Source organism: Alteromonas sp. AWM4_230 (assembly GCF_056158305.1).
This window is the reverse complement of the sequence record NZ_JBSWTB010000001.1, coordinates 4,590,348-4,608,574: the sequence shown is the minus strand read 5'-3', so window position 1 is coordinate 4,608,574 and position 18,227 is coordinate 4,590,348. Positions and strand designations below refer to the sequence as shown.

20 protein-coding genes are annotated in these 18,227 nt (G+C 44.9%); 14 read left to right on the top strand and 6 right to left on the bottom strand.

The window, feature by feature from the left end:
* Nucleotides 1–520: 520 nt before the first annotated feature.
* Complete coding sequence (locus ACXACS_RS19860; protein ID WP_474809168.1) at nucleotides 521–1,522, top strand: branched-chain amino acid aminotransferase; 1,002 nt, start codon at nucleotides 521–523, stop codon at nucleotides 1,520–1,522.
* A gap of 70 nt (nucleotides 1,523–1,592) precedes the next feature.
* Here ACXACS_RS19860 and gpmA read toward each other — a convergent pair whose 3' ends face one another.
* On the bottom strand, nucleotides 1,593–2,339 hold the full coding sequence (gene gpmA / locus ACXACS_RS19855) for a 2,3-diphosphoglycerate-dependent phosphoglycerate mutase (protein WP_474809166.1): 747 nt from the start codon (nucleotides 2,337–2,339) through the stop codon (nucleotides 1,593–1,595).
* Between the two features lie 176 nt (nucleotides 2,340–2,515).
* Complete coding sequence (locus ACXACS_RS19850; RefSeq protein ID WP_179982112.1) at nucleotides 2,516–2,977, bottom strand: cupin domain-containing protein; 462 nt, start codon at nucleotides 2,975–2,977, stop codon at nucleotides 2,516–2,518.
* A 474-nt stretch (nucleotides 2,978–3,451) separates the two neighbouring features.
* Between ACXACS_RS19850 and acnA the strand changes: the two genes are divergently transcribed.
* Nucleotides 3,452–6,169 carry an aconitate hydratase AcnA gene (gene acnA, locus ACXACS_RS19845; protein ID WP_474809164.1) on the top strand — a complete coding sequence of 906 codons (2,718 nt, stop codon included), beginning with the start codon at nucleotides 3,452–3,454 and terminating at the stop codon, nucleotides 6,167–6,169.
* A gap of 52 nt (nucleotides 6,170–6,221) precedes the next feature.
* Here the strand turns inward: acnA and ACXACS_RS19840 are convergent, their stop codons facing one another.
* Both ACXACS_RS19840 and ACXACS_RS19835 read right to left on the bottom strand, forming a co-directional pair.
* On the bottom strand, nucleotides 6,222–6,716 hold the full coding sequence (locus ACXACS_RS19840) for an SEL1-like repeat protein (RefSeq protein ID WP_423078750.1): 495 nt from the start codon (nucleotides 6,714–6,716) through the stop codon (nucleotides 6,222–6,224).
* 42 nt (nucleotides 6,717–6,758) lie between these two features.
* Nucleotides 6,759–8,975, bottom strand: coding sequence for a GspE/PulE family protein (locus ACXACS_RS19835; RefSeq protein ID WP_474809162.1), 2,217 nt, complete (start codon nucleotides 8,973–8,975; stop codon nucleotides 6,759–6,761).
* A 430-nt stretch (nucleotides 8,976–9,405) separates the two neighbouring features.
* Here ACXACS_RS19835 and rpsJ point away from each other — a divergent pair, with 430 nt between their 5' ends.
* The 11 genes from rpsJ to rpsQ are packed head-to-tail and all read left to right on the top strand — an operon-like array spanning nucleotide 9,406 to nucleotide 14,343.
* A complete protein-coding gene (gene rpsJ, locus ACXACS_RS19830; RefSeq protein ID WP_010179497.1) occupies nucleotides 9,406–9,717 on the top strand; it encodes a 30S ribosomal protein S10 in 312 nt (103 codons plus the stop codon).
* 18 nt (nucleotides 9,718–9,735) lie between these two features.
* Nucleotides 9,736–10,374, top strand: a complete 639-nt coding sequence (gene rplC / locus ACXACS_RS19825) for a 50S ribosomal protein L3 (protein ID WP_014947975.1) — start codon at nucleotides 9,736–9,738, stop codon at nucleotides 10,372–10,374.
* Between the two features lie 18 nt (nucleotides 10,375–10,392).
* Entirely contained in the window at nucleotides 10,393–10,998 is a 606-nt protein-coding gene (gene rplD / locus ACXACS_RS19820; RefSeq protein WP_118490523.1) for a 50S ribosomal protein L4, read from the top strand.
* Nucleotides 10,995–11,294, top strand: a complete 300-nt coding sequence (gene rplW / locus ACXACS_RS19815; protein ID WP_012516959.1) for a 50S ribosomal protein L23 — start codon at nucleotides 10,995–10,997, stop codon at nucleotides 11,292–11,294. The genes rplD and rplW overlap by 4 nt, the downstream gene beginning before the upstream one ends.
* 14 nt (nucleotides 11,295–11,308) lie before the next feature.
* The gene (gene rplB, locus ACXACS_RS19810; protein WP_012516960.1) at nucleotides 11,309–12,133 is read left to right on the top strand and encodes a 50S ribosomal protein L2; all 825 of its coding nucleotides are present in this window, start codon (nucleotides 11,309–11,311) and stop codon (nucleotides 12,131–12,133) included.
* A gap of 15 nt (nucleotides 12,134–12,148) precedes the next feature.
* Nucleotides 12,149–12,424: a 30S ribosomal protein S19 gene (gene rpsS / locus ACXACS_RS19805; RefSeq protein WP_012516961.1), complete on the top strand. Its 276-nt coding sequence runs from the start codon at nucleotides 12,149–12,151 to the stop codon at nucleotides 12,422–12,424.
* An 11-nt stretch (nucleotides 12,425–12,435) separates the two neighbouring features.
* Entirely contained in the window at nucleotides 12,436–12,768 is a 333-nt protein-coding gene (gene rplV, locus ACXACS_RS19800; RefSeq protein WP_474809158.1) for a 50S ribosomal protein L22, read from the top strand.
* A 9-nt stretch (nucleotides 12,769–12,777) separates the two neighbouring features.
* Nucleotides 12,778–13,482, top strand: a complete 705-nt coding sequence (rpsC, locus tag ACXACS_RS19795; RefSeq protein WP_014947978.1) for a 30S ribosomal protein S3 — start codon at nucleotides 12,778–12,780, stop codon at nucleotides 13,480–13,482.
* 2 nt (nucleotides 13,483–13,484) lie between these two features.
* A complete protein-coding gene (gene rplP / locus ACXACS_RS19790) occupies nucleotides 13,485–13,895 on the top strand; it encodes a 50S ribosomal protein L16 (RefSeq protein WP_012516964.1) in 411 nt (136 codons plus the stop codon).
* The gene (gene rpmC / locus ACXACS_RS19785; RefSeq protein WP_012516965.1) at nucleotides 13,895–14,086 is read left to right on the top strand and encodes a 50S ribosomal protein L29; all 192 of its coding nucleotides are present in this window, start codon (nucleotides 13,895–13,897) and stop codon (nucleotides 14,084–14,086) included. The genes rplP and rpmC overlap by 1 nt, the downstream gene beginning before the upstream one ends.
* A complete protein-coding gene (gene rpsQ / locus ACXACS_RS19780; protein ID WP_012516966.1) occupies nucleotides 14,086–14,343 on the top strand; it encodes a 30S ribosomal protein S17 in 258 nt (85 codons plus the stop codon). The genes rpmC and rpsQ overlap by 1 nt, the downstream gene beginning before the upstream one ends.
* A gap of 95 nt (nucleotides 14,344–14,438) precedes the next feature.
* On the opposite strand, the gene ACXACS_RS19775 is transcribed toward rpsQ, so the two are convergent.
* Both ACXACS_RS19775 and ACXACS_RS19770 read right to left on the bottom strand, forming a co-directional pair.
* Entirely contained in the window at nucleotides 14,439–15,545 is a 1,107-nt protein-coding gene (locus tag ACXACS_RS19775) for a glycosyltransferase family 4 protein (protein WP_474809154.1), read from the bottom strand.
* A 1-nt stretch (nucleotide 15,546) separates the two neighbouring features.
* Entirely contained in the window at nucleotides 15,547–16,620 is a 1,074-nt protein-coding gene (locus tag ACXACS_RS19770; protein ID WP_474809152.1) for a glycosyltransferase family 9 protein, read from the bottom strand.
* Nucleotides 16,621–16,749: 129 nt separating this feature from the next.
* Between ACXACS_RS19770 and ACXACS_RS19765 the strand changes: the two genes are divergently transcribed.
* Complete coding sequence (locus ACXACS_RS19765; RefSeq protein ID WP_474809150.1) at nucleotides 16,750–18,060, top strand: 3-deoxy-D-manno-octulosonic acid transferase; 1,311 nt, start codon at nucleotides 16,750–16,752, stop codon at nucleotides 18,058–18,060.
* The last annotated feature ends 167 nt before the right edge of the window (nucleotides 18,061–18,227 follow it).

Genomic DNA, 18,227 nt, shown 5'->3' with positions numbered 1-18,227 from the left:
GAAGAAACCCGCCTTACGGCGGGTTTTTTGCGTTTGGAAGAAAGAAAAAATGGGGTCAGAGTACATTAATCGCCACTCCCCCCATCAAAACCTCAAATTGGGGTCAGAGTACTTTATTACTTTAAGCATTAAAACATAGTCACTCCCTTACCCCCAGTGCCGTTAAATCAGAGAAATGTACTCTGACCCCATTATTAAAATGTGTTTTTCTGCGACTGCTCTTTTTACCTACTTCTAGTCACTGTGAAAGTTTCATTTATCGAATAGTTTAAGGCGCACAAACTCCGATACAGACCTTTAGTCTTTTCACTCAGGAGTAAAGGGGTCAGAGTTCTTTTTGGCTCTCACTTTCGTTTAAAAAAGTAATGTACTCTGACCCCATTATTTTTGTGTTGTCAGTATTTATAGACATTCTTATTCGATAAAAGCCTTAATAGAATCGACTTACTTTTAGCAATGTTCAGGTTTTTTGGTAAACTCTTGCGAATATCATTTTAGTCGAAGTAAATAGGACGAACTAATGGCCGTATTCGGTACAGTATTTATGCCACAAATGGCGCTTGCTACCTTTGTCAACGATAAGTGGACTGACACCGAATTTGTCAGTGCAGACAGTATTTCACTTCACCCTGGTGCACACGTGCTTCACTACTCAAGTACATGCTTTGAAGGTTTAAAAGCATTTAAGCATGAAGATGGCAGCATCAATATATTCAGAATGGATAAGAACATTGAGCGCTTTGCTAAAAGTAGCCGCCTTTTAAATTTGCCTGAAATAGATAAAGCGCAAGTTGAAAAGATGATTATCGATATTGTTGCAAAGTATGCTTCTGAAGTTCCAGAGCCTCCTGGTTCTATGTACATTCGTCCTACTCACATTGGTACAGAAGCGTCTATTGGCAAAGCAGCAGCACCATCTGCAGATTCGATGCTATACGTATTATTGTCTCCAGTGGGTGATTACTTTGCGGGCGGAGCAAAGCCGCTTCGCTTGTTACTAGACGAAACAGGGATGCGCTGTGCGCCGCATATGGGAATGGTAAAAAGTGGCGGTAATTATGCCAGTGCATTACCACCTATTCTGAAAGCCCGCGCAGAAGTTCAGGCTGATCAAATCCTGTTTTGTCCCAATGGTGACGTTCAAGAAACCGGTGCAGCAAACTTCTTACTAATTGACGGTGACGAGATCATTACAAAAGGCTTGGACTCTAGCTTCTTACATGGCGTAACCCGCGCAACCGTTCTTCAAATCGCTAAAGATCACGGCATGAAAGTAAGTGAGCGTGATATTACAGTTGAGGAGCTATTAGAACGCGCTGCGAAACCAAATACAGAAGCGGCGCTGTCTGGTACAGCGGCTGTGCTTACACCAGTGGGTACTTTTATTCATAACGACAAAGAGTATCAGGTTGGAAGCGGCGAAGCTGGCCCGGTCACTATGAAACTTAGACAGGCGTTAAATGATATCCAATGGGGTAAAGCCGAAGATACCCATAACTGGCTAGTGAAAGTGCCAAACTAAACTAGTCATAATCAGATACCCATAAAAAAGCCTGCTTAAGCAGGCTTTTTAGTATTTAAAAGGTTTACGCTTATTTCGCTTGGCCTTGTTTAGCAACTGCATCCATCATTGCTTTAATTGCATCAGCATCGCCAAGATACTCCTTAGAGATTGGCTTAAGGTTTTCATCTAGTTCGTATACTAGTGGCACACCTGTAGGGATGTTAAGACCTAATACTTCTTCGTCTGACATACCATCTAAATACTTAACAAGCGCGCGAAGGCTGTTGCCATGGGCCGCTATAATTACGCGCTTACCAGCTTGGATGTCTGGGCGAATAACGTCGTGCCAGTAAGGTAATACACGTTCGATAGTAAGTTTCAGGCTTTCACCACGTGGCAAAATATCAGCATCTACATTGTTATAACGAGCGTCGTGACCAGGGAAGTGTTCACTGTCGTCTTCAACTGCCGGAGGTGGAATATCGAAGCTACGACGCCAGATTTTCACTTGCTCTTCGCCGTGCTTAGCAGCAGTTTCCGCTTTGTCTAGACCGGTCAGAGCACCGTAGTGACGCTCGTTCAGGCGCCAGTGGCGCTCAACTGGAAGGTAGTGTTGACCCATTTCTTCAAGGGCAATATTAAGCGTTTTGATTGCGCGAAGGAGTACAGACGTATATGCCTGATCAAATGTAAATCCAGCATCTTTAAGAAGCTGACCTGCTGTCTTTGCTTGTGCTACACCAGTGTCGGTCAAGTCAACGTCGTGCCAGCCCGTGAAACGATTTTCCAAGTTCCACTGACTTTCTCCATGACGAATAAGTACCAATTTATACATAGTTGGGTTACCTGCGGCGTTAAAGTGAAATAGTCTGAGATAATTCCAGAAGTTGGACGTTCAGACGTATATTTAAAAACTGCTGTTATCATCCTTGATTGGCGCTTAAAAATCCAGTTTAAGCGGTTATAAAATCGCAGGTAAGACGTGTCTTTGCCGTTCAGTTAAGAGATTTATTAAATAAACCGTGTCAGGTCTGGATGGGCAACTTTTATCCACTCTTTCATTGATGGTTCTTCAATAAAGCTAAAATCTTCAAAATCAAACCCTGGCGCGACTGTACAACCGACAAGTGAGTAGTCACCCATAGTTGCAGCTCCTTGAAAATTGCCCGCCTCAACGACTTCAACATAATCGTTGTTGCCACCACCTATACGGCGTTCCCATAACTGCTGTTTTTGAATTTGGAATAGCTGTAAAGGAGCACCTTCATAGTGATTCCATACTTCATCGTGTAAAACGCGATGAAAGCGACTGACTTGGCCCTTAAGTAAAAGAAAATAGATATGGGTGAGTGCTGGACGACTGGCACCATGGACATAGGATGTAGTCTTATTTTCTGAACGAAAAACCTGACGATAAAAACCTCCCTCGGGATGAGGTTCTAGGTTGTATTTCTTAATAAGCGGATGGGTCATGATAACTTCGTATTGTTGTTATTGCTTTTTTACCGGTGCTCGTTTTTCAATGACTTTCTGAGCATGTATCAAGGCATTAGGCGTTTAGCGTGGTGATAAGCATACCGCTTGCAAGATTATAAGAAAATAGGGATGTTATATATTTGTAAATGAACGAGGTATATGACATTTCATTCGTAATAACTTCCTCCTTGTCGCCACAGGCCAAAAGCTTCTATTTGTCCATAAAGGCTAACTATTCTAACTGGGTGCTTTTCGCTGATAGGAAACACTTTTTCCGCCCACCCCTTTAGAGGCACATGTCGAAACGAAAAGCGGCGATACGAATAACTAATAATAGGTGAACTTTTTTTCATGTTTATGCCGTACAAACTTGAAAATAACGCGACGGATTAAACACGTCGTTCGTTTCTTGCGTTGGTAAACTTGAAACGTACACAATATTCACAAACAGGCAAAGAAGGATGAGAGCGTATGACATATAAGTCTTTTTCGCAGCTTGAAGTAAACGGCAAAAACTTCAAGGCGGTCAATTTTGACAGTATAGGTAATCAGTATGCGCTCGACCGGCTACCTTTTTGTATTAAAATTCTTCTCGAGAACCTAATCCGACATGAAGATGAAGAGTTTGTAACTAGTAGTGATATTGAGCAAGTGGCTAAGTGGGACACTGACAACCACGCTGATCACGAAGTATCATTTGTTCCTGCGCGGGTTATTCTTCAAGACTTTACCGGCGTTCCTGCCATCGTCGATTTAGCTGCAATGCGAGATGCAGTCAATCGCTTGGGAGGCGATGCACAAGCAATTAACCCCCTAAACCCTGTAGAACTGGTCATTGACCACTCTGTGATGGTTGATCATTTCGCTGAAGAGAATGCATTAGAAAAGAATACCGATATAGAGATTGAGCGCAATAAAGAACGTTATCAATTTCTAAAGTGGGGGCAGTCTAGCTTTGACAATTTCAAGGTGGTTCCCCCTGGTCGCGGTATCGTGCATCAGGTTAATTTAGAGTATCTGGCTCGTTGTGCTTTTACCAAAGAGCAAGATGGTGAGACCTTGGTTTATCCAGATACCCTTGTGGGTACCGATTCTCACACCACAATGATTAATGGTCTTGGCGTACTTGGCTGGGGCGTGGGCGGTATTGAAGCAGAAGCGGCAATGCTTGGACAGCCAGTTACCATGCTGCTACCCAAGGTTGTTGGCTTCAGACTTTCAGGTAAGTTACCTGCTGGCGTCACTGCCACCGACATGGTGCTAACTATTACACAGCAATTACGTGAACATGGCGTAGTTGGAAAATTTGTAGAATTCTATGGACCGGGTCTTAAGCATCTTACTACGGCAGATCGCGCAACAATTGCAAACATGGCACCAGAATATGGCGCAACGTGCGGTATCTTTCCAATAGACGATGTTGCGCTAGATTACCTGCGGCTCACCGGCCGAGACGAAGATCAAATAGCCCTTGTCGAACAGTACGCTAAATTTAGTCACTTATGGCACGACGACCATTCAAAAGATGCGCAGTATCATGAGACCCTTGAACTAAACTTGGACGACGTTGTTCCTTCACTAGCTGGACCGAAACGCCCACAAGATCGCATTGCCCTAGATAAGGCAGCAGAAGCATTTAATGAATGGCATCGTTCGCAAATTGATGTGAAAGTACTAGATGAAGAAACCGATCTCATCGCAGAAGCGGGGTTAGGCACAACAGACGAGGTCGACGAAGACCACGACTCATTCGTGGAGTTCAGAGGAAGTAAGTTTAACCTTGAAGATGGCGCTATTGTAATTGCTGCTATCACAAGCTGTACTAACACGTCGAATCCATCAGTGCTCGTAGGCGCAGGCTTGCTTGCCAAGAAAGCAGCGGAAAAGGGTCTAACCCGTAAGCCGTGGGTAAAAACTTCATTAGCACCTGGTTCGCAGGTTGTTACTCAGTATTTAGAAGATGCTGGTCTTATGGACCCGCTTGAAGCACTAGGCTTCAATTTGGTTGGCTACGGTTGCACAACCTGTATCGGTAACTCTGGTCCACTACCTGATGCCATTACTGATGCTATTAGAAAGGCGAAACTTACTGTTACTTCGGTGCTATCCGGTAATCGTAACTTTGAAGGTCGCATTCACCCTGATGTAGCGGCAAACTATCTTGCATCACCACCTTTAGTAGTCGCGTATGCATTAGCTGGGAACATGAATGTAGATATCACTACAGAGCCACTAGGCCAAGCGAGTGACGGTTCACCTGTTTACCTTAGAGACATCTGGCCTACTGAAGACGAAATTCAGCAATATATTGCTGAAAACGTTACTGGTGATTTGTTTAAAGAAAAGTATGCAGATGTGTTTAAAGGCGCCGGCGAATGGAATGAGCTAGAAGTGAGTAAAACATCTGTCTATGACTGGCCAGAGTCGACTTATATCAAGCATCCACCTTTCTTTGAAGTAATGGGTAAAGAGCCGGAAGCCTTAACAGCAATCGAAAATGCGCGATGCCTAGTGAAAGTTGGTGACTCAATCACGACAGACCATATTTCACCAGCGGGAGCCATCGCAAATGATAGCCCAGCGGGAGAGTACCTGCAGGCACAAGGTGTTGAGCCAAAAGACTTCAACTCTTATGGCTCTCGTCGCGGTAACCATGAGGTGATGATGAGAGGGACGTTTGCGAACGTTCGTCTTCAAAACCAACTGGCGCCGGGTACACGAGGCAGTGCGACAACCCATTATCCAAGTGGCGACAGCATGTCTATCTTCCACGCTGCTATGCGTTATAAAGATGACGGTGTACCAGCAGTTGTCATTGGTGGTAGGGAGTATGGCACTGGCTCAAGTCGAGACTGGGCAGCTAAAGGGCCGTCTCTTATGGGCGTGAAGGCTGTGCTAGCGGAAAGCTATGAGCGTATTCACCGCTCTAACCTAATAGGAATGGGTATTCTGCCGCTTCAATTTAAGTCTGGTGACAGTGCGAGTTCTTTAGAGCTTAAGGGCAATGAGTCTTTTTCTATTGAAGCCGTCGAACGCGGGCAGACCGAGGTTGAAGTAAAAGCCGTGTCGGATGAAGGAGAAACAACAACGTTTATGATGGATATCAGAATTGATACATCAAATGAGTTTACCTACTTTGAAAACGGCGGAATTCTGCATTACGTGATCAGAGAATACTTGAAGAAATAAGCATGCTAGACGTTGAAGGCAAGGGACACATCCCTTGCCTTTTATTTGCGAGTTAGTAGTAGCGCTTTTCGCAAATAATCTCTTTTATGTTCGACCCAATTTCTTTGTAGCGAAAGCACTTAAGATCCTTGGCATCAGCGCCATATAAGCTAATGTATTCATCGACTTTTGGCTTCATACCTAATTTGAAGTCTTCGGGAAGCGCACTGTCGATCTCTCTGTAAGTTTGTTCCCATTTGCGTCGCTTCTGTTCAAGCGCGACGTTGAGCCACACCCAACCTTTTTGATAGTCAGGTTCCATTCCCCAACCATAAAGGTACATCTGCGCTAAATAATACTGAGCTTCCTTATTTCCTGTATGAGCTGATTCCGTTAGCTTAGCCAATGCAGTGTCGAAATCCTTATCTTTTAAGGCTCTAACACCATCCTTTACTATCGCTAAATAATCATCTTTCCACATATCTTCAATGGTTCTATCCCTGGCTTGAAGTGTTGTCGAAAACGCGCTAATTGATATCATCAAAACAACAGCTTGTTTTAGTTTCATTGCTTCCCTTCTTTTAACGTTATTGAAAATGTAAGTTTAAGATTAATCACCACCGATAATTTGAACTTGTGCAAGGTCGGTGTCGCCTTTAAGCACTTTGAATATTGCGTCTTGAACGAGGGTACGCATGCCATCAGCAGCAGCCTGAGACTTCATGTCGGCTACGCTGGCTTCTTTATATACCATTGAGCGAAGCTCTGGCGTCATCCCCAATAATTCGTGCACACCTGTTCTGCCTTTATAACCTGTGTTTCCACATTCTTCACAGCCTTTGGCTCTGTAGAGTTCAAGTGGGGCCTGAATGTTCAGTTCTGACAGGTGCTCTTTGCCATATTGGCGCTCAATAAACGCCATGTCTTTCTCGCCTGCTACATACTTCTCTTTACAGTTCCCACACAAGGTTCTTATAAGACGCTGGGCCAATATCCCTACACATGCGTCTGAGAAGTTGACCGGATCAAGACCTAAGTCAAGTAGACGGGTGATGGTCTCTGGTGCTGAGTTAGTATGCAGCGTTGAAAGTACTAAGTGACCAGTTAATGACGCTTCAATACCCGCATGAGCGGTTTCCTTATCACGCATCTCACCAATAAGAATGATGTCCGGGTCTGCACGTAAGAATGCCCGAAGCGCTGCGGCAAAGTTAAAGCCAATTTTAGGGCTTACCTGAACCTGTTGCAGACCAGGTTGAGTAATTTCTACCGGGTCTTCAGCCGTCCAAATTTTCTTTTCAGGCGTATTCAAATATCCCAATATAGCGTGAAGCGTAGTGGTTTTACCGGAACCTGTAGGGCCTACAACCAGTAAAATACCGTGAGGCTTTTTAATCATTTCTTCCAACCTTGTACGGTTGGTGGGGGCGAGGTTCATCTTGTCGATAGGCATCGCACCGCCTGATGCCAAAATACGCATTACTACACCTTCACCGGCGACGGTGGGAATAGTAGCCACACGCACTTCTACGAGTTTACCGTTCATTCTGAATGCGAGCTTGCCATCCTGAGGCACGCGCTTCTCTGCAATATTAAGATTCGACATTATCTTAATACGCGCAATCACCGCGTTATGATGCGAGTGAGGTACCTGGTTCATATCGCGACATACGCCATCCACGCGCATGCGCACCCGAGTAGGCGCATTCTTTTCTGGGTCTATATGAATATCTGAGGCATTTAAACGTTTAGCGTCGTGAAGGATACGACTTACCAAACGAACAACAGCCGGAGCATCGTCTGAAAGCTCATCAATCTGGTCTTCATTGTCATCGGTAGATGAGCCAATTTCATCAAGGATGTCGCTCATTTCACCAGGGCCGCCGCCACCGCTATTCTCCCCTAAATATTGAAGAATAAGGTTAGGTAAACTTACCGCGATTTCGTAGCTATCTATGCCCATAGCGCTTTCAATTTCCATTAAGAGCGCGGCATTGTTTGGCTCAGCCATTAGCACAATGGGTTTATCGTGTGCATCGGCGATAACTGCAACATAGTTTCGCTTGAGGTAAGAAACGTTTAGACGACTTTCGTTTTCGAACCTGTGATATTTTTCCGGCAGGTAAGAAATGAACGGCACTTGATAGTGGATTGAAAGAGAGTTACCAATTTCATCTTCTGATATGCGATGTTCAGATATCAACCGTTGAACTAAGGCTCGTATATCTGGAGTTGTCGCTTGTATATCGGCGAGGGTGGCCTCTTCTAGCAAGCTTTTGTGAACTAATAGGTCAAACGGGTTATTGGTGCCGCCTAACTCGAATCTGAATTTATCACCAAGAATTAACGCTAATGCATTCCCACGCTTGAGGTCCTCTTCGGTGAACCCGCCGCTTTCCTTATTAATGATCTGAATTACACCCATTAACACCCCAGCGTTCATTATTGGTACGCAAAGAATGTTTTGAGTTCTAAAGTCATTGTCTTTATCGAATTTATCGGCAAAGCGAAGACGTGGGTGAATGCTTTGAAGTAGGGTAGGGTTGTACGGGTCATCAATGACAACAGGCTTTTGTGAAAGCGCAACGTAGCCAGCAATAGACATGGGGCTAATCGGTACTTTTATCTCTAGGGTTTCTTTACCTGTTTTAAATCTGGCGACTAGGTCTTGGTGTTGACGACGGCGTTGAAAAATACTCATGCGTGTGGCGTCAAACAAGCCAAGTATCATAGGTTCTAATAGGCTGTAGGCATCTAACAACGTAGAGTGGTTATTTAAGATGCGCTTTATTTGTGCAAATGTTTGCTGGTTATTTACTACTTCCATATTCTCGCTACTAATAATGTTGGCGCCTATTCCTTTACGCTTTTGACGCTATAAGCATGTTTTACGCTAGGGTATCAAGATATCCTGTTACCATAAAACCAACAATACTACTTATAGACAGTTACATACACTGTTATAGCGTAAAAATATGTGTATAAAAAGCAAACTGCCTCTTGCATTGCCCTCTGCTTTCTGTATAATTCGCGCCCACTGCCCAATTAGGGTATGAAGTTTTTAGCCGCAACCTCACTGCTTTTAGGGTGGTTGCCGAAGTAACGGATTCATCATTACTGATTAGCCTGTTGCTGGCGTGCTAGAAAAAAGAACAGGGTTCCGATAGGGAACCATCGGTTTACGCACATCTTTTCTTTCCGGAATTAATGGAAGAGAAAAGGTGAATTTTTTTGTTCTTTCGATTGGAGCTTAATCGATGCCAAATCAAAGAATTCGCATTCGTTTGAAAGCGTTTGATCACAAGTTGATCGATCAGTCTACGGCTGAAATCGTTGAAACTGCGAAACGCACTGGTGCTCAGGTAAGTGGTCCTATTCCTCTACCTACTCGCAAAGAACGCTATACAGTTCTGATTTCTCCGCACGTTAACAAAGACGCGCGTGATCAATATGAAATCCGTACTCACAAGCGTTTGGTAGACATCATCGAGCCAACTGATAAAACAGTTGACGCGTTGATGCGTTTGGACTTGGCTGCTGGCGTTGATGTTCAAATCAGCCTGGGCTAATAAGAGAGGGTTATAACAATGGCGATTGGTCTAGTCGGTCGTAAAGTGGGTATGACTCGCATCTTCACTGAAGATGGTACGTCTATCCCTGTGACTGTTATTGAAGCGACCCCAAACCGCGTTACTCAGCTTCGTACTGAGGAAACTGACGGTTATCGCGCTCTTCAGGTTACTGCTGGAACTAAGAAAGCTAACCGCATCAACAAAGCTGAAGCAGGTCACTTTGCTAAAGCTGGTGTTGAAGCTGGACGCACTCTAGTAGAATTCCGCCTAGAAGAAAACGAAGGTGCCGATATTGAAGTAGGCAGTGAAATCACTGTTGAAATCTTTAACGACACTAAAAAGATTGATGTAACTGGTACATCAAAAGGTAAAGGTTTCCAAGGTGCTATCAAACGCTGGAACTTCAGTTCACAGCGTATGACACACGGTAACTCTTTGTCACACCGCGCACCTGGTTCAATTGGTCAAAACCAATCACCAGGTAAAGTATTCAAAGGCAAGAAAATGGCTGGTCAGCTTGGTAACAAGCAAGTGACTACTCAGTCTTTGGAAGTAGTACGTGTTGACGTAGAGAACGGCCTTATCCTAGTTAAAGGTGCCGTACCTGGCGCAACTGGCAACGATGTAATCGTAAAGCCAGCTGTTAAAGCGTAACGTCTGGGGAGTGAACTGATGGAATTAACATTGAAAGACGCGCAAAGCGCTCTTGAAGTATCCGAAGCGACCTTTGGACGTGAATTCAACGAAGCCCTGGTACACCAGGTAGTTGTAGCTTACGGTGCAGGCGCTCGTCAGGGTACAAAAGCGCAGAAAACTCGCGCTGAAGTTCGTGGTGGCGGTAAGAAGCCATGGCGTCAAAAAGGTACTGGCCGTGCACGTGCTGGTACAATCCGTAGCCCAATTTGGGTTGGCGGTGGCCGTGCTTTCGCAGCAAAGCCTCGTGACTTTGACCAAAAAGTTAACAAGAAAATGTATCGCGGTGCACTTAAGAGCATCCTGTCTGAACTAATCCGTCAAGACCGTTTGGTTGTTGTAGAGAAGTTCGGTGTTGACGCACCTAAGACTAAAGCTCTTATTTCTGCACTTAACGAATATGAACTAAATGATGTTCTAATCGTTACTCCAGAAGTTGATGAGAACTTGTTCCTAGCGGCGCGCAACTTGTACAAAGTTGACGTACGTGATGTAGCAGGCATCGACCCAGTGAGCTTGATTGCATTTGAAAAAGTGCTAATTACTGCTGATGCGGTTAAACAACTTGAGGAGGCGTTAGCATGAAAGAAGAACGTCTACTGAAGGTGCTAGTAGCACCTCACGTTTCAGAAAAGTCTACAATGGCTGCTGAAGCGAACAACACAGTTGTATTTAAAGTAGCTAAAGACGCGAACAAAGCTGAAATCAAAGCTGCAGTTGAAAAACTGTTTGAAGTTGAAGTTGAAGGTGTTCGTACTGTGAACGTTAAGGGTAAAACCAAGCGTCACGGCATGTCTTTCGGTAAGCGCAGCGACTGGAAAAAGGCCTACGTGGTTCTTAAAGAAGGTCAGGACATCGACTTTGTCGGTGGTGCTGAGTAAGAAGGGGATTAGAAATGCCATTATTGAAAGCTAAGCCAACTTCTGCCGGTCGTCGTCACGTTGTTCAGGTCGTAAATCCTGACCTGCACAAAGGTGCACCGTACGCACCTTTGCTTGAAAAGAACAGCAAATCTGGCGGTCGTAACAACAATGGTCGTATTACCACTCGTCACATTGGTGGTGGTCATAAGCAACACTACCGTGTAATCGACTTTAAACGCAACAAAGACGGCATTCCAGCCAAAGTTGAGCGTTTAGAATACGATCCAAACCGTTCTGCAAACATTGCTCTAGTATTGTACGCAGACGGTGAACGTCGTTACATTCTGGCTCCAAAGGGTATGAAAGCAGGTGATGCAATCCAGTCTGGTTCGGGCGCTCCGATCAAGTCTGGTAACACGCTACCTATGCGTAACATCCCTGTAGGTACTGTTGTACACGCAATTGAAATGAAGCCTGGCAAGGGTGCACAAATCGCACGTTCTGCTGGTGCTTACGCTCAGATCCTAGCACGTGACGGAAACTACGTTACCCTACGTCTACGCTCTGGCGAAATGCGTAAAGTTCTTTCTGATTGCCGCGCCACCATTGGTGAAGTTGGTAATGCAGAACACATGCTTCGTTCACTAGGTAAAGCTGGTGCTACACGCTGGCGTGGTATTCGTCCTACCGTTCGTGGTGTTGCCATGAACCCGGTTGATCACCCACACGGTGGTGGTGAAGGTCGTACATCAGGCGGTCGTCACCCAGTAACTCCTTGGGGTGTTCCTACCAAAGGTAAGAAAACCCGAAGCAACAAGCGTACTGATAAGCTTATCGTACGTCGTCGAAACAAGTAATAGCGAGGATTCACCATGCCACGTTCTCTCAAGAAAGGTCCTTTTATTGACCTTCACTTGCTGAAGAAGGTAGAGGCTGCAGTGGAAAAGAACGAACGTAAACCAATCAAAACTTGGTCTCGTCGTTCTATGATCATCCCAGATATGATTGGGTTGACCATTGCGGTCCATAACGGTCGCCAACATGTACCTGTCATTATTAGTGACGAAATGGTCGGCCACAAGTTGGGCGAATTTGCGCCAACGCGTACTTACCGCGGCCATGTCGCGGATAAGAAAGCTAAACGTTAAGGGGTAGGAAGATGGAAGCATTAGCTAAACACCGTTTTGCCCGCACGTCGGCTCAAAAGGCACGCTTGGTTGCGGATCAAATTCGCGGCTTACACGTAGAGAAAGCTTTAGAAGTTCTTGCGTACAGCCCGAAGAAAAGCGCAGCGCTAGTAAAGAAAGTTTTGGAATCTGCGATTGCTAACGCAGAGCACAACGAAGGCGCAGACATCGACGAATTACGCGTGTCTAAAGTTTTCGTTGACGAAGGTCCAACTATGAAACGCATCAAGCCACGTGCTAAAGGCCGTGCTGATCGTATCTTTAAGCGCAGCAGTCACATCACTGTGGTTGTAGCGGATAACTAGGAGTAGATAATGGGACAGAAGGTACATCCTACAGGTATACGCCTGGGTATCAGCAAACCATGGACTTCTACCTGGTACGCTAATACTGCAGACTATGCAGACAACCTGTATAACGATCATCAGGTACGTCAGTATCTGACTAAGCAACTTAAGAACGCTTCACTTTCTAAAATCGTGATCGAGCGTCCTGCTAAGAGCATCCGTGTGACTATTCACACTGCTCGTCCAGGCGTAGTAATCGGTAAGAAAGGTGAAGACGTAGAAAAGCTGCGTAACTACGTATCTAAGCTAGCCGGTGTGCCAGCTCAGATCAACATCGCTGAAGTACGTAAGCCAGAGCTAGATGGTCAGCTAGTAGCTGACAGCATTTCTAGCCAGCTAGAGCGTCGTGTTATGTTCCGTCGTGCTATGAAGCGCGCAGTACAAAACGCAATGCGTCTAGGCGCGAAAGGTATTAAAGTTGAAGTTAGCGGCCGTTTGGGCGGTGCAGAGATTGCACGTTCTGAATGGTACCGTGAAGGTCGCGTTCCTCTGCACACTTTCCGTGCGGACATCGATTACGCAACCTCTGAAGCGTCAACTACTTACGGTATCATCGGCGTTAAAGTATGGATCTTCAAAGGTGAAGTTCTAGGTGGTCTACCTACAACTCAAGAGCAAGCACCAGCTGCTCAACCTAAGAAGAAAGGCCGCAACGCTAAGCGAGAGGGCTAATCATGTTACAACCAAAACGCATGAAGTTCCGTAAGATGCACAAAGGCCGCAACCGCGGCTTCGCAGCGGGTAGCACTGTTGCCTTTGGTACTTACGGCCTTAAAGCAGTTGGCCGTGGTCGAATGACTGCGCGCCAAATCGAAGCAGCGCGTCGTGCTATGACTCGTCACGTTAAGCGTCAAGGTAAAATTTGGATTCGAGTTTTCCCTGACAAGCCAATTACTGAGAAGCCTCTTGAAGTGCGTCAAGGTAAAGGTAAAGGTAACGTTGAGTACTGGGTATGCCAAATTCAGCCTGGTCGTGTTCTTTACGAGATGGAAGGTGTTCCTGAAAATCTTGCACGCGAAGCGTTTGAATTGGCAGCGGCTAAACTGCCATTTAAAACAACCTTTGTAACTCGGACGGTGATGTAATGAAAGCGACTGAACTGAAAGACAAAAGCGTAGAAGAGCTGAACGCAGAGTTGATTAACCTGCTACGCGAACAGTTCAACCTACGCATGCAGCACACAACAGGTCAGCTTGAAAAAACTGATCAGTTGAGAAAAGTACGTCGTAACATCGCGCGTGTTAAAACCATTCTGACTCAAAAGGCTGATGCGTAATGACTGAGCAAAAAATTCGTACAGTACAAGGTCGTGTGGTTAGCAACAAGATGGATAAAACCATCACTGTTGTAGTTGAACGTTTTGTTAAGCACCCAATCTACGGGAAGTTCATCAAGCGCTCTACTAAGCTTCACGCCCACGACGAAAACAACGTGTGCAACCAAGGTGACGTAGTAACAGTACGTGAATGTCGCCCGCTATCTAAGAACAAATCTTGGATGCTAGTTGACGTTGTTGAAAAAGCTGGCGTTTAATCGCTAACTTTTTTCAAAGTCTTAAAAAAGCCGCTTTCGAGCGGCTTTTTTGTTTTCTATGACCTGTCCAAAAAAGCGTTCGCGCTTTGTTTTACTCACGCTTTCACAATCTGGTGGTAAAGCGCGGCATACTCTCTTGCCATATTCTCTATGCTGAAGTGTGTCTTCACATGCTGGTGAAGTGCTTTGCCTAACGCTATTTTTTGCTCGGGTTCCGCTATCAGTAAGCTTACTGCTTGCACTAAACCGTTAACATCTCCAGGGCTTACCATCAAACCCGTTTCCTTGTGTTTTATAATTTCCGGAATTCCGCCAACGGGGGTTGATACAACAGCACGTTTGCTTATACCTGCTTGTAGAAGTATAACGCCAAGGCCTTCAGCGTAAGCGGGATGAATCAGCGCGTCTATATTAGGCAATATGCTAGCGACGTCGTTAGTAAACCCACACAGCTTTACGCTACTGTGCAGGTTGTACTTGTCGATTAACGACTTATAGTGTTCTTCTTGAGAGCCCTTACCAAAGAGAAGGCAAGTAAGGTTATTGAATTGCGTGGTTAGCTCGCGCATAGCGAATATTAAATCGGCTTGCCCTTTGCGGGGAATATATTGTGCAAAATTAGCGATAACGAAGTGGTGCTGTGGAATAGTAAACTTACTCTTCAGCCACTGCTGGTCAGAAGGCTGTCCGTATTCTTCCTGGTCGACGGCAGAGTGAATAACTCCTTGGTATTTTACTTTTTCGCAATGCTTTGAGACAACCTTGCGCACACCTTCCGATATGCTTATTACCGCTTCGTACTCTCGATATTTAAAGCGGGCCAATTTACTTTCAGTATTATCTACACGTCGGGTACATACTGCCGGTATTCCAGTGAATTTTGCTGCTAATGCGCCCCATACATCAGCGCCACGTCGACTATGTACGTGAATTATGTCGGGCCTAATACGCTTTATAGCGTCAAGTAAACGCTTAAAGCCCATTAGGTCGGTATCGCCTTTGTAGTCAATAGAGAAAGTTTTACAGCGGTCAAAACTGTAATGACTGATTTCGCTGTTAGCAGCACAAACAAGCTGTTGGGTAAACCCACTGTCTTTATCTAGCGCATCGATAAGATAAGTTACTTGCTTCGCACCACCGTATAAATGCCTTCCCAATTCGATATGCAAAACGTTAATGTCGAAAGAATGCTGGTTGCTCATACTAGTGACTTATATATGGCTTAAGTTGATTAAACACTTGTTCAGGTGTAACGAGCTTCATGCAGTCAAAGCGGCCATTGCACGTGGGTTTTCGTTTACATGGGGCGCAAGGCATGTCTTTAAACAGAACATGGGTATCTGCATTGTCGGTTATAGTGTAGGGTCTCGTTGAACCAAAAATGGCAATTGTTGGTTTGTTATAGCTTGTAGCTAAATGGGTAAGACCCGTATCTACGCCAACAAATGAATGGCAAAGTGATAGCACGCTTACCGACTCCTCTAAGCTAATTTTTCCTGCCAGCGAAATTACCCCGTAGCATTCGAAGGTTAAGGCTTCAGCTTTTGCAGCATCTCCAGGGCCTCCTAAAATGGCTATAGGTAAATTAGAGTGTTTGCGTACTTTGTGAATTAAACTTTGCCAGTGTTCAGAAGGCCAATGCTTTTGAGGGCGAGTGGTAAAAGGCGCTATGGCTATAAAGGGTTGTGTTAAGCCTAAGTGACTAGTTTTCGATATCGCTGACTGCATAGCAGCGCGACTTGATCTGATGCACATTTCATAGTCTGAGCTATCATTGTTTTCAGCGCTGCAAAGTGAATATAGTGTTTTAGCGAGATGTCGATATTCGCTGCTAATTTGTTGTGATGTTGGCTTATCTAGCGCGAGAGTGAGTAATCTTTGGCTATTTTCCTTGCTTTTGAAACCTATGCGCTCTGAAGCACCACTGATGTAAGCGAAAAAGGCACTTTTCAACAGACCTTGCGCTTCAATTGCCACTTTGAAGTTCTTTTCTCTGAGCTGTTTTCTGAACGCTTTTATAGTTTTAAAAAGCGCCCAGTACTTTTTAGCCTTTAATAGCGCTCGCCATTCGTTTTTAGGCCATGCAATAACGTGGTCTACATAGGGCTGACTGCTAACTAGTGCGACATAGGGAGCTTCTACTAGCCAAGTTAATTCAACAGGCTTACCGTATTGGGAATAACTTTGCTTTATGCTAGACGGTAGGCCAGAAGCCATTACAATATCGCCAATTGCGCTAAGCCTGATAAAAAGAATTTGTTGTACGTCTTTAGGCATTAGAATAGGCTTTCAAAATTCACGTGAAGCTAACTAGCTAGCAATATCATCACAGTTTGACGACACTTTAATGACGCACATTGTATTAACGGTTATGTATGCGTTTATGTTTACCATTAAGGACAATTTATGTTTGCTGCCGAGCGTAACGGCTACAAACCCACACTTATCGAAGATATATGCCGATGGGGATATTCGCTTGTATTAGTGTTCATTATTCCCTTCGCCTTTTTACAGTTAATGCTAAGAGGTACCACCAGAAATAAAGACTATAACCGGAGAAGGTTTGAACGCTTTGGGTTCGTCGCACATGCACCTAAAAAAGACGGATACTTATTTCACTGCGTTTCAGTGGGAGAGGTGGTTGCGGCTTCTTGTTTAATTAAGCGCATCATGGCGGACGAGCCCGATTGCCAAATTACGGTGACCACCACTACGCCTACGGGCTCTGCGCGGGTACGCGCAATCTTCGGTGACAGCGTGCATCACTTTTACTTACCTTACGATCTGCATATGGCTATGGCAGGAATGCTTAAAAGAATTCAGCCCAAAGCTGTGCTAATTACTGAGGTAGAGTTATGGCCTAACCTTATCCACGCATGCTGGAAACGAGCTATACCTGTAATGGTCGTTAACGCTCGTATGACCGATAGGTCTGCCAGACGTTATAAAAAGATTGGTAAGTTGTTTAACCCTATGCTCGCTAAGCTTTACCATATTTGTGCCCAAGGGCAGCGCGACTACAAAAATTACGCATGGCTTGGGGTGCCCGATAAAAAGCTTACGCTTACTAACAACATTAAGTTCGACCAAGTAGCTTCAGCTACCGCGCCGGAGCATCCTTTTTTAGGTTTGAATCGAGCAGATTACCCCATACTTGTAGCGGGGAGTACCCATGACCTTGAAGAAGAAGCGGTACTTCAAGCAGCAAAAGAGTTGTGGCAACAAAGCCCTTCCTTCAAAGTAATTATTGTTCCGCGTCACCCTGAGCGTTTCGATACGGTAGCTAAGCTTATTGAAGCTAGGTCGCTACCCTTTGTTCGAAGTTCTCAAGTGCAATCTGTACCAGAAGATACCAATGTTGTGTTACTCGATGAGATGGGAAAATTAAATGATGCCTATGCGGTGGCTTCTTTTGCCTTTGTTGGTGGCTCCATAGCTGATAGAGGGGGTCACAATGCCCTAGAGCCTGCAAGCTTTTCTATTCCGATAATAATGGGCCCACACACTTATAATAATCCGGTTATCTGCAGTTACTTGGAAGAGTGTGGCGCCTTGGTAAAAGTGGAAAGCGGAGAAACAATATCAACAGTTCTTGATAGATGGCTCCACAACCCGAATGAGCGAGAAAAAGCAGGCCAATCAGGCCGTAAAGTACTAGAAGAAAATAGTGGTGCTCTTGAAGCTACAGTTCAGTGCATACGAAAATACGTTAACTAATTGTTTTGATTGAAAAACGAACCCCTAAATGGTGCGCCTTATGCACCTAAATGGGGTTTTCTAAGAAGTGGCAGTAAAGCTAGAGCGCGTAAATTAATGTAAGGTTATGTAAATTATGGTTTTTATTAATTTGGTCTACTCTTTGCTATAAAGCCTACGACAGCGTA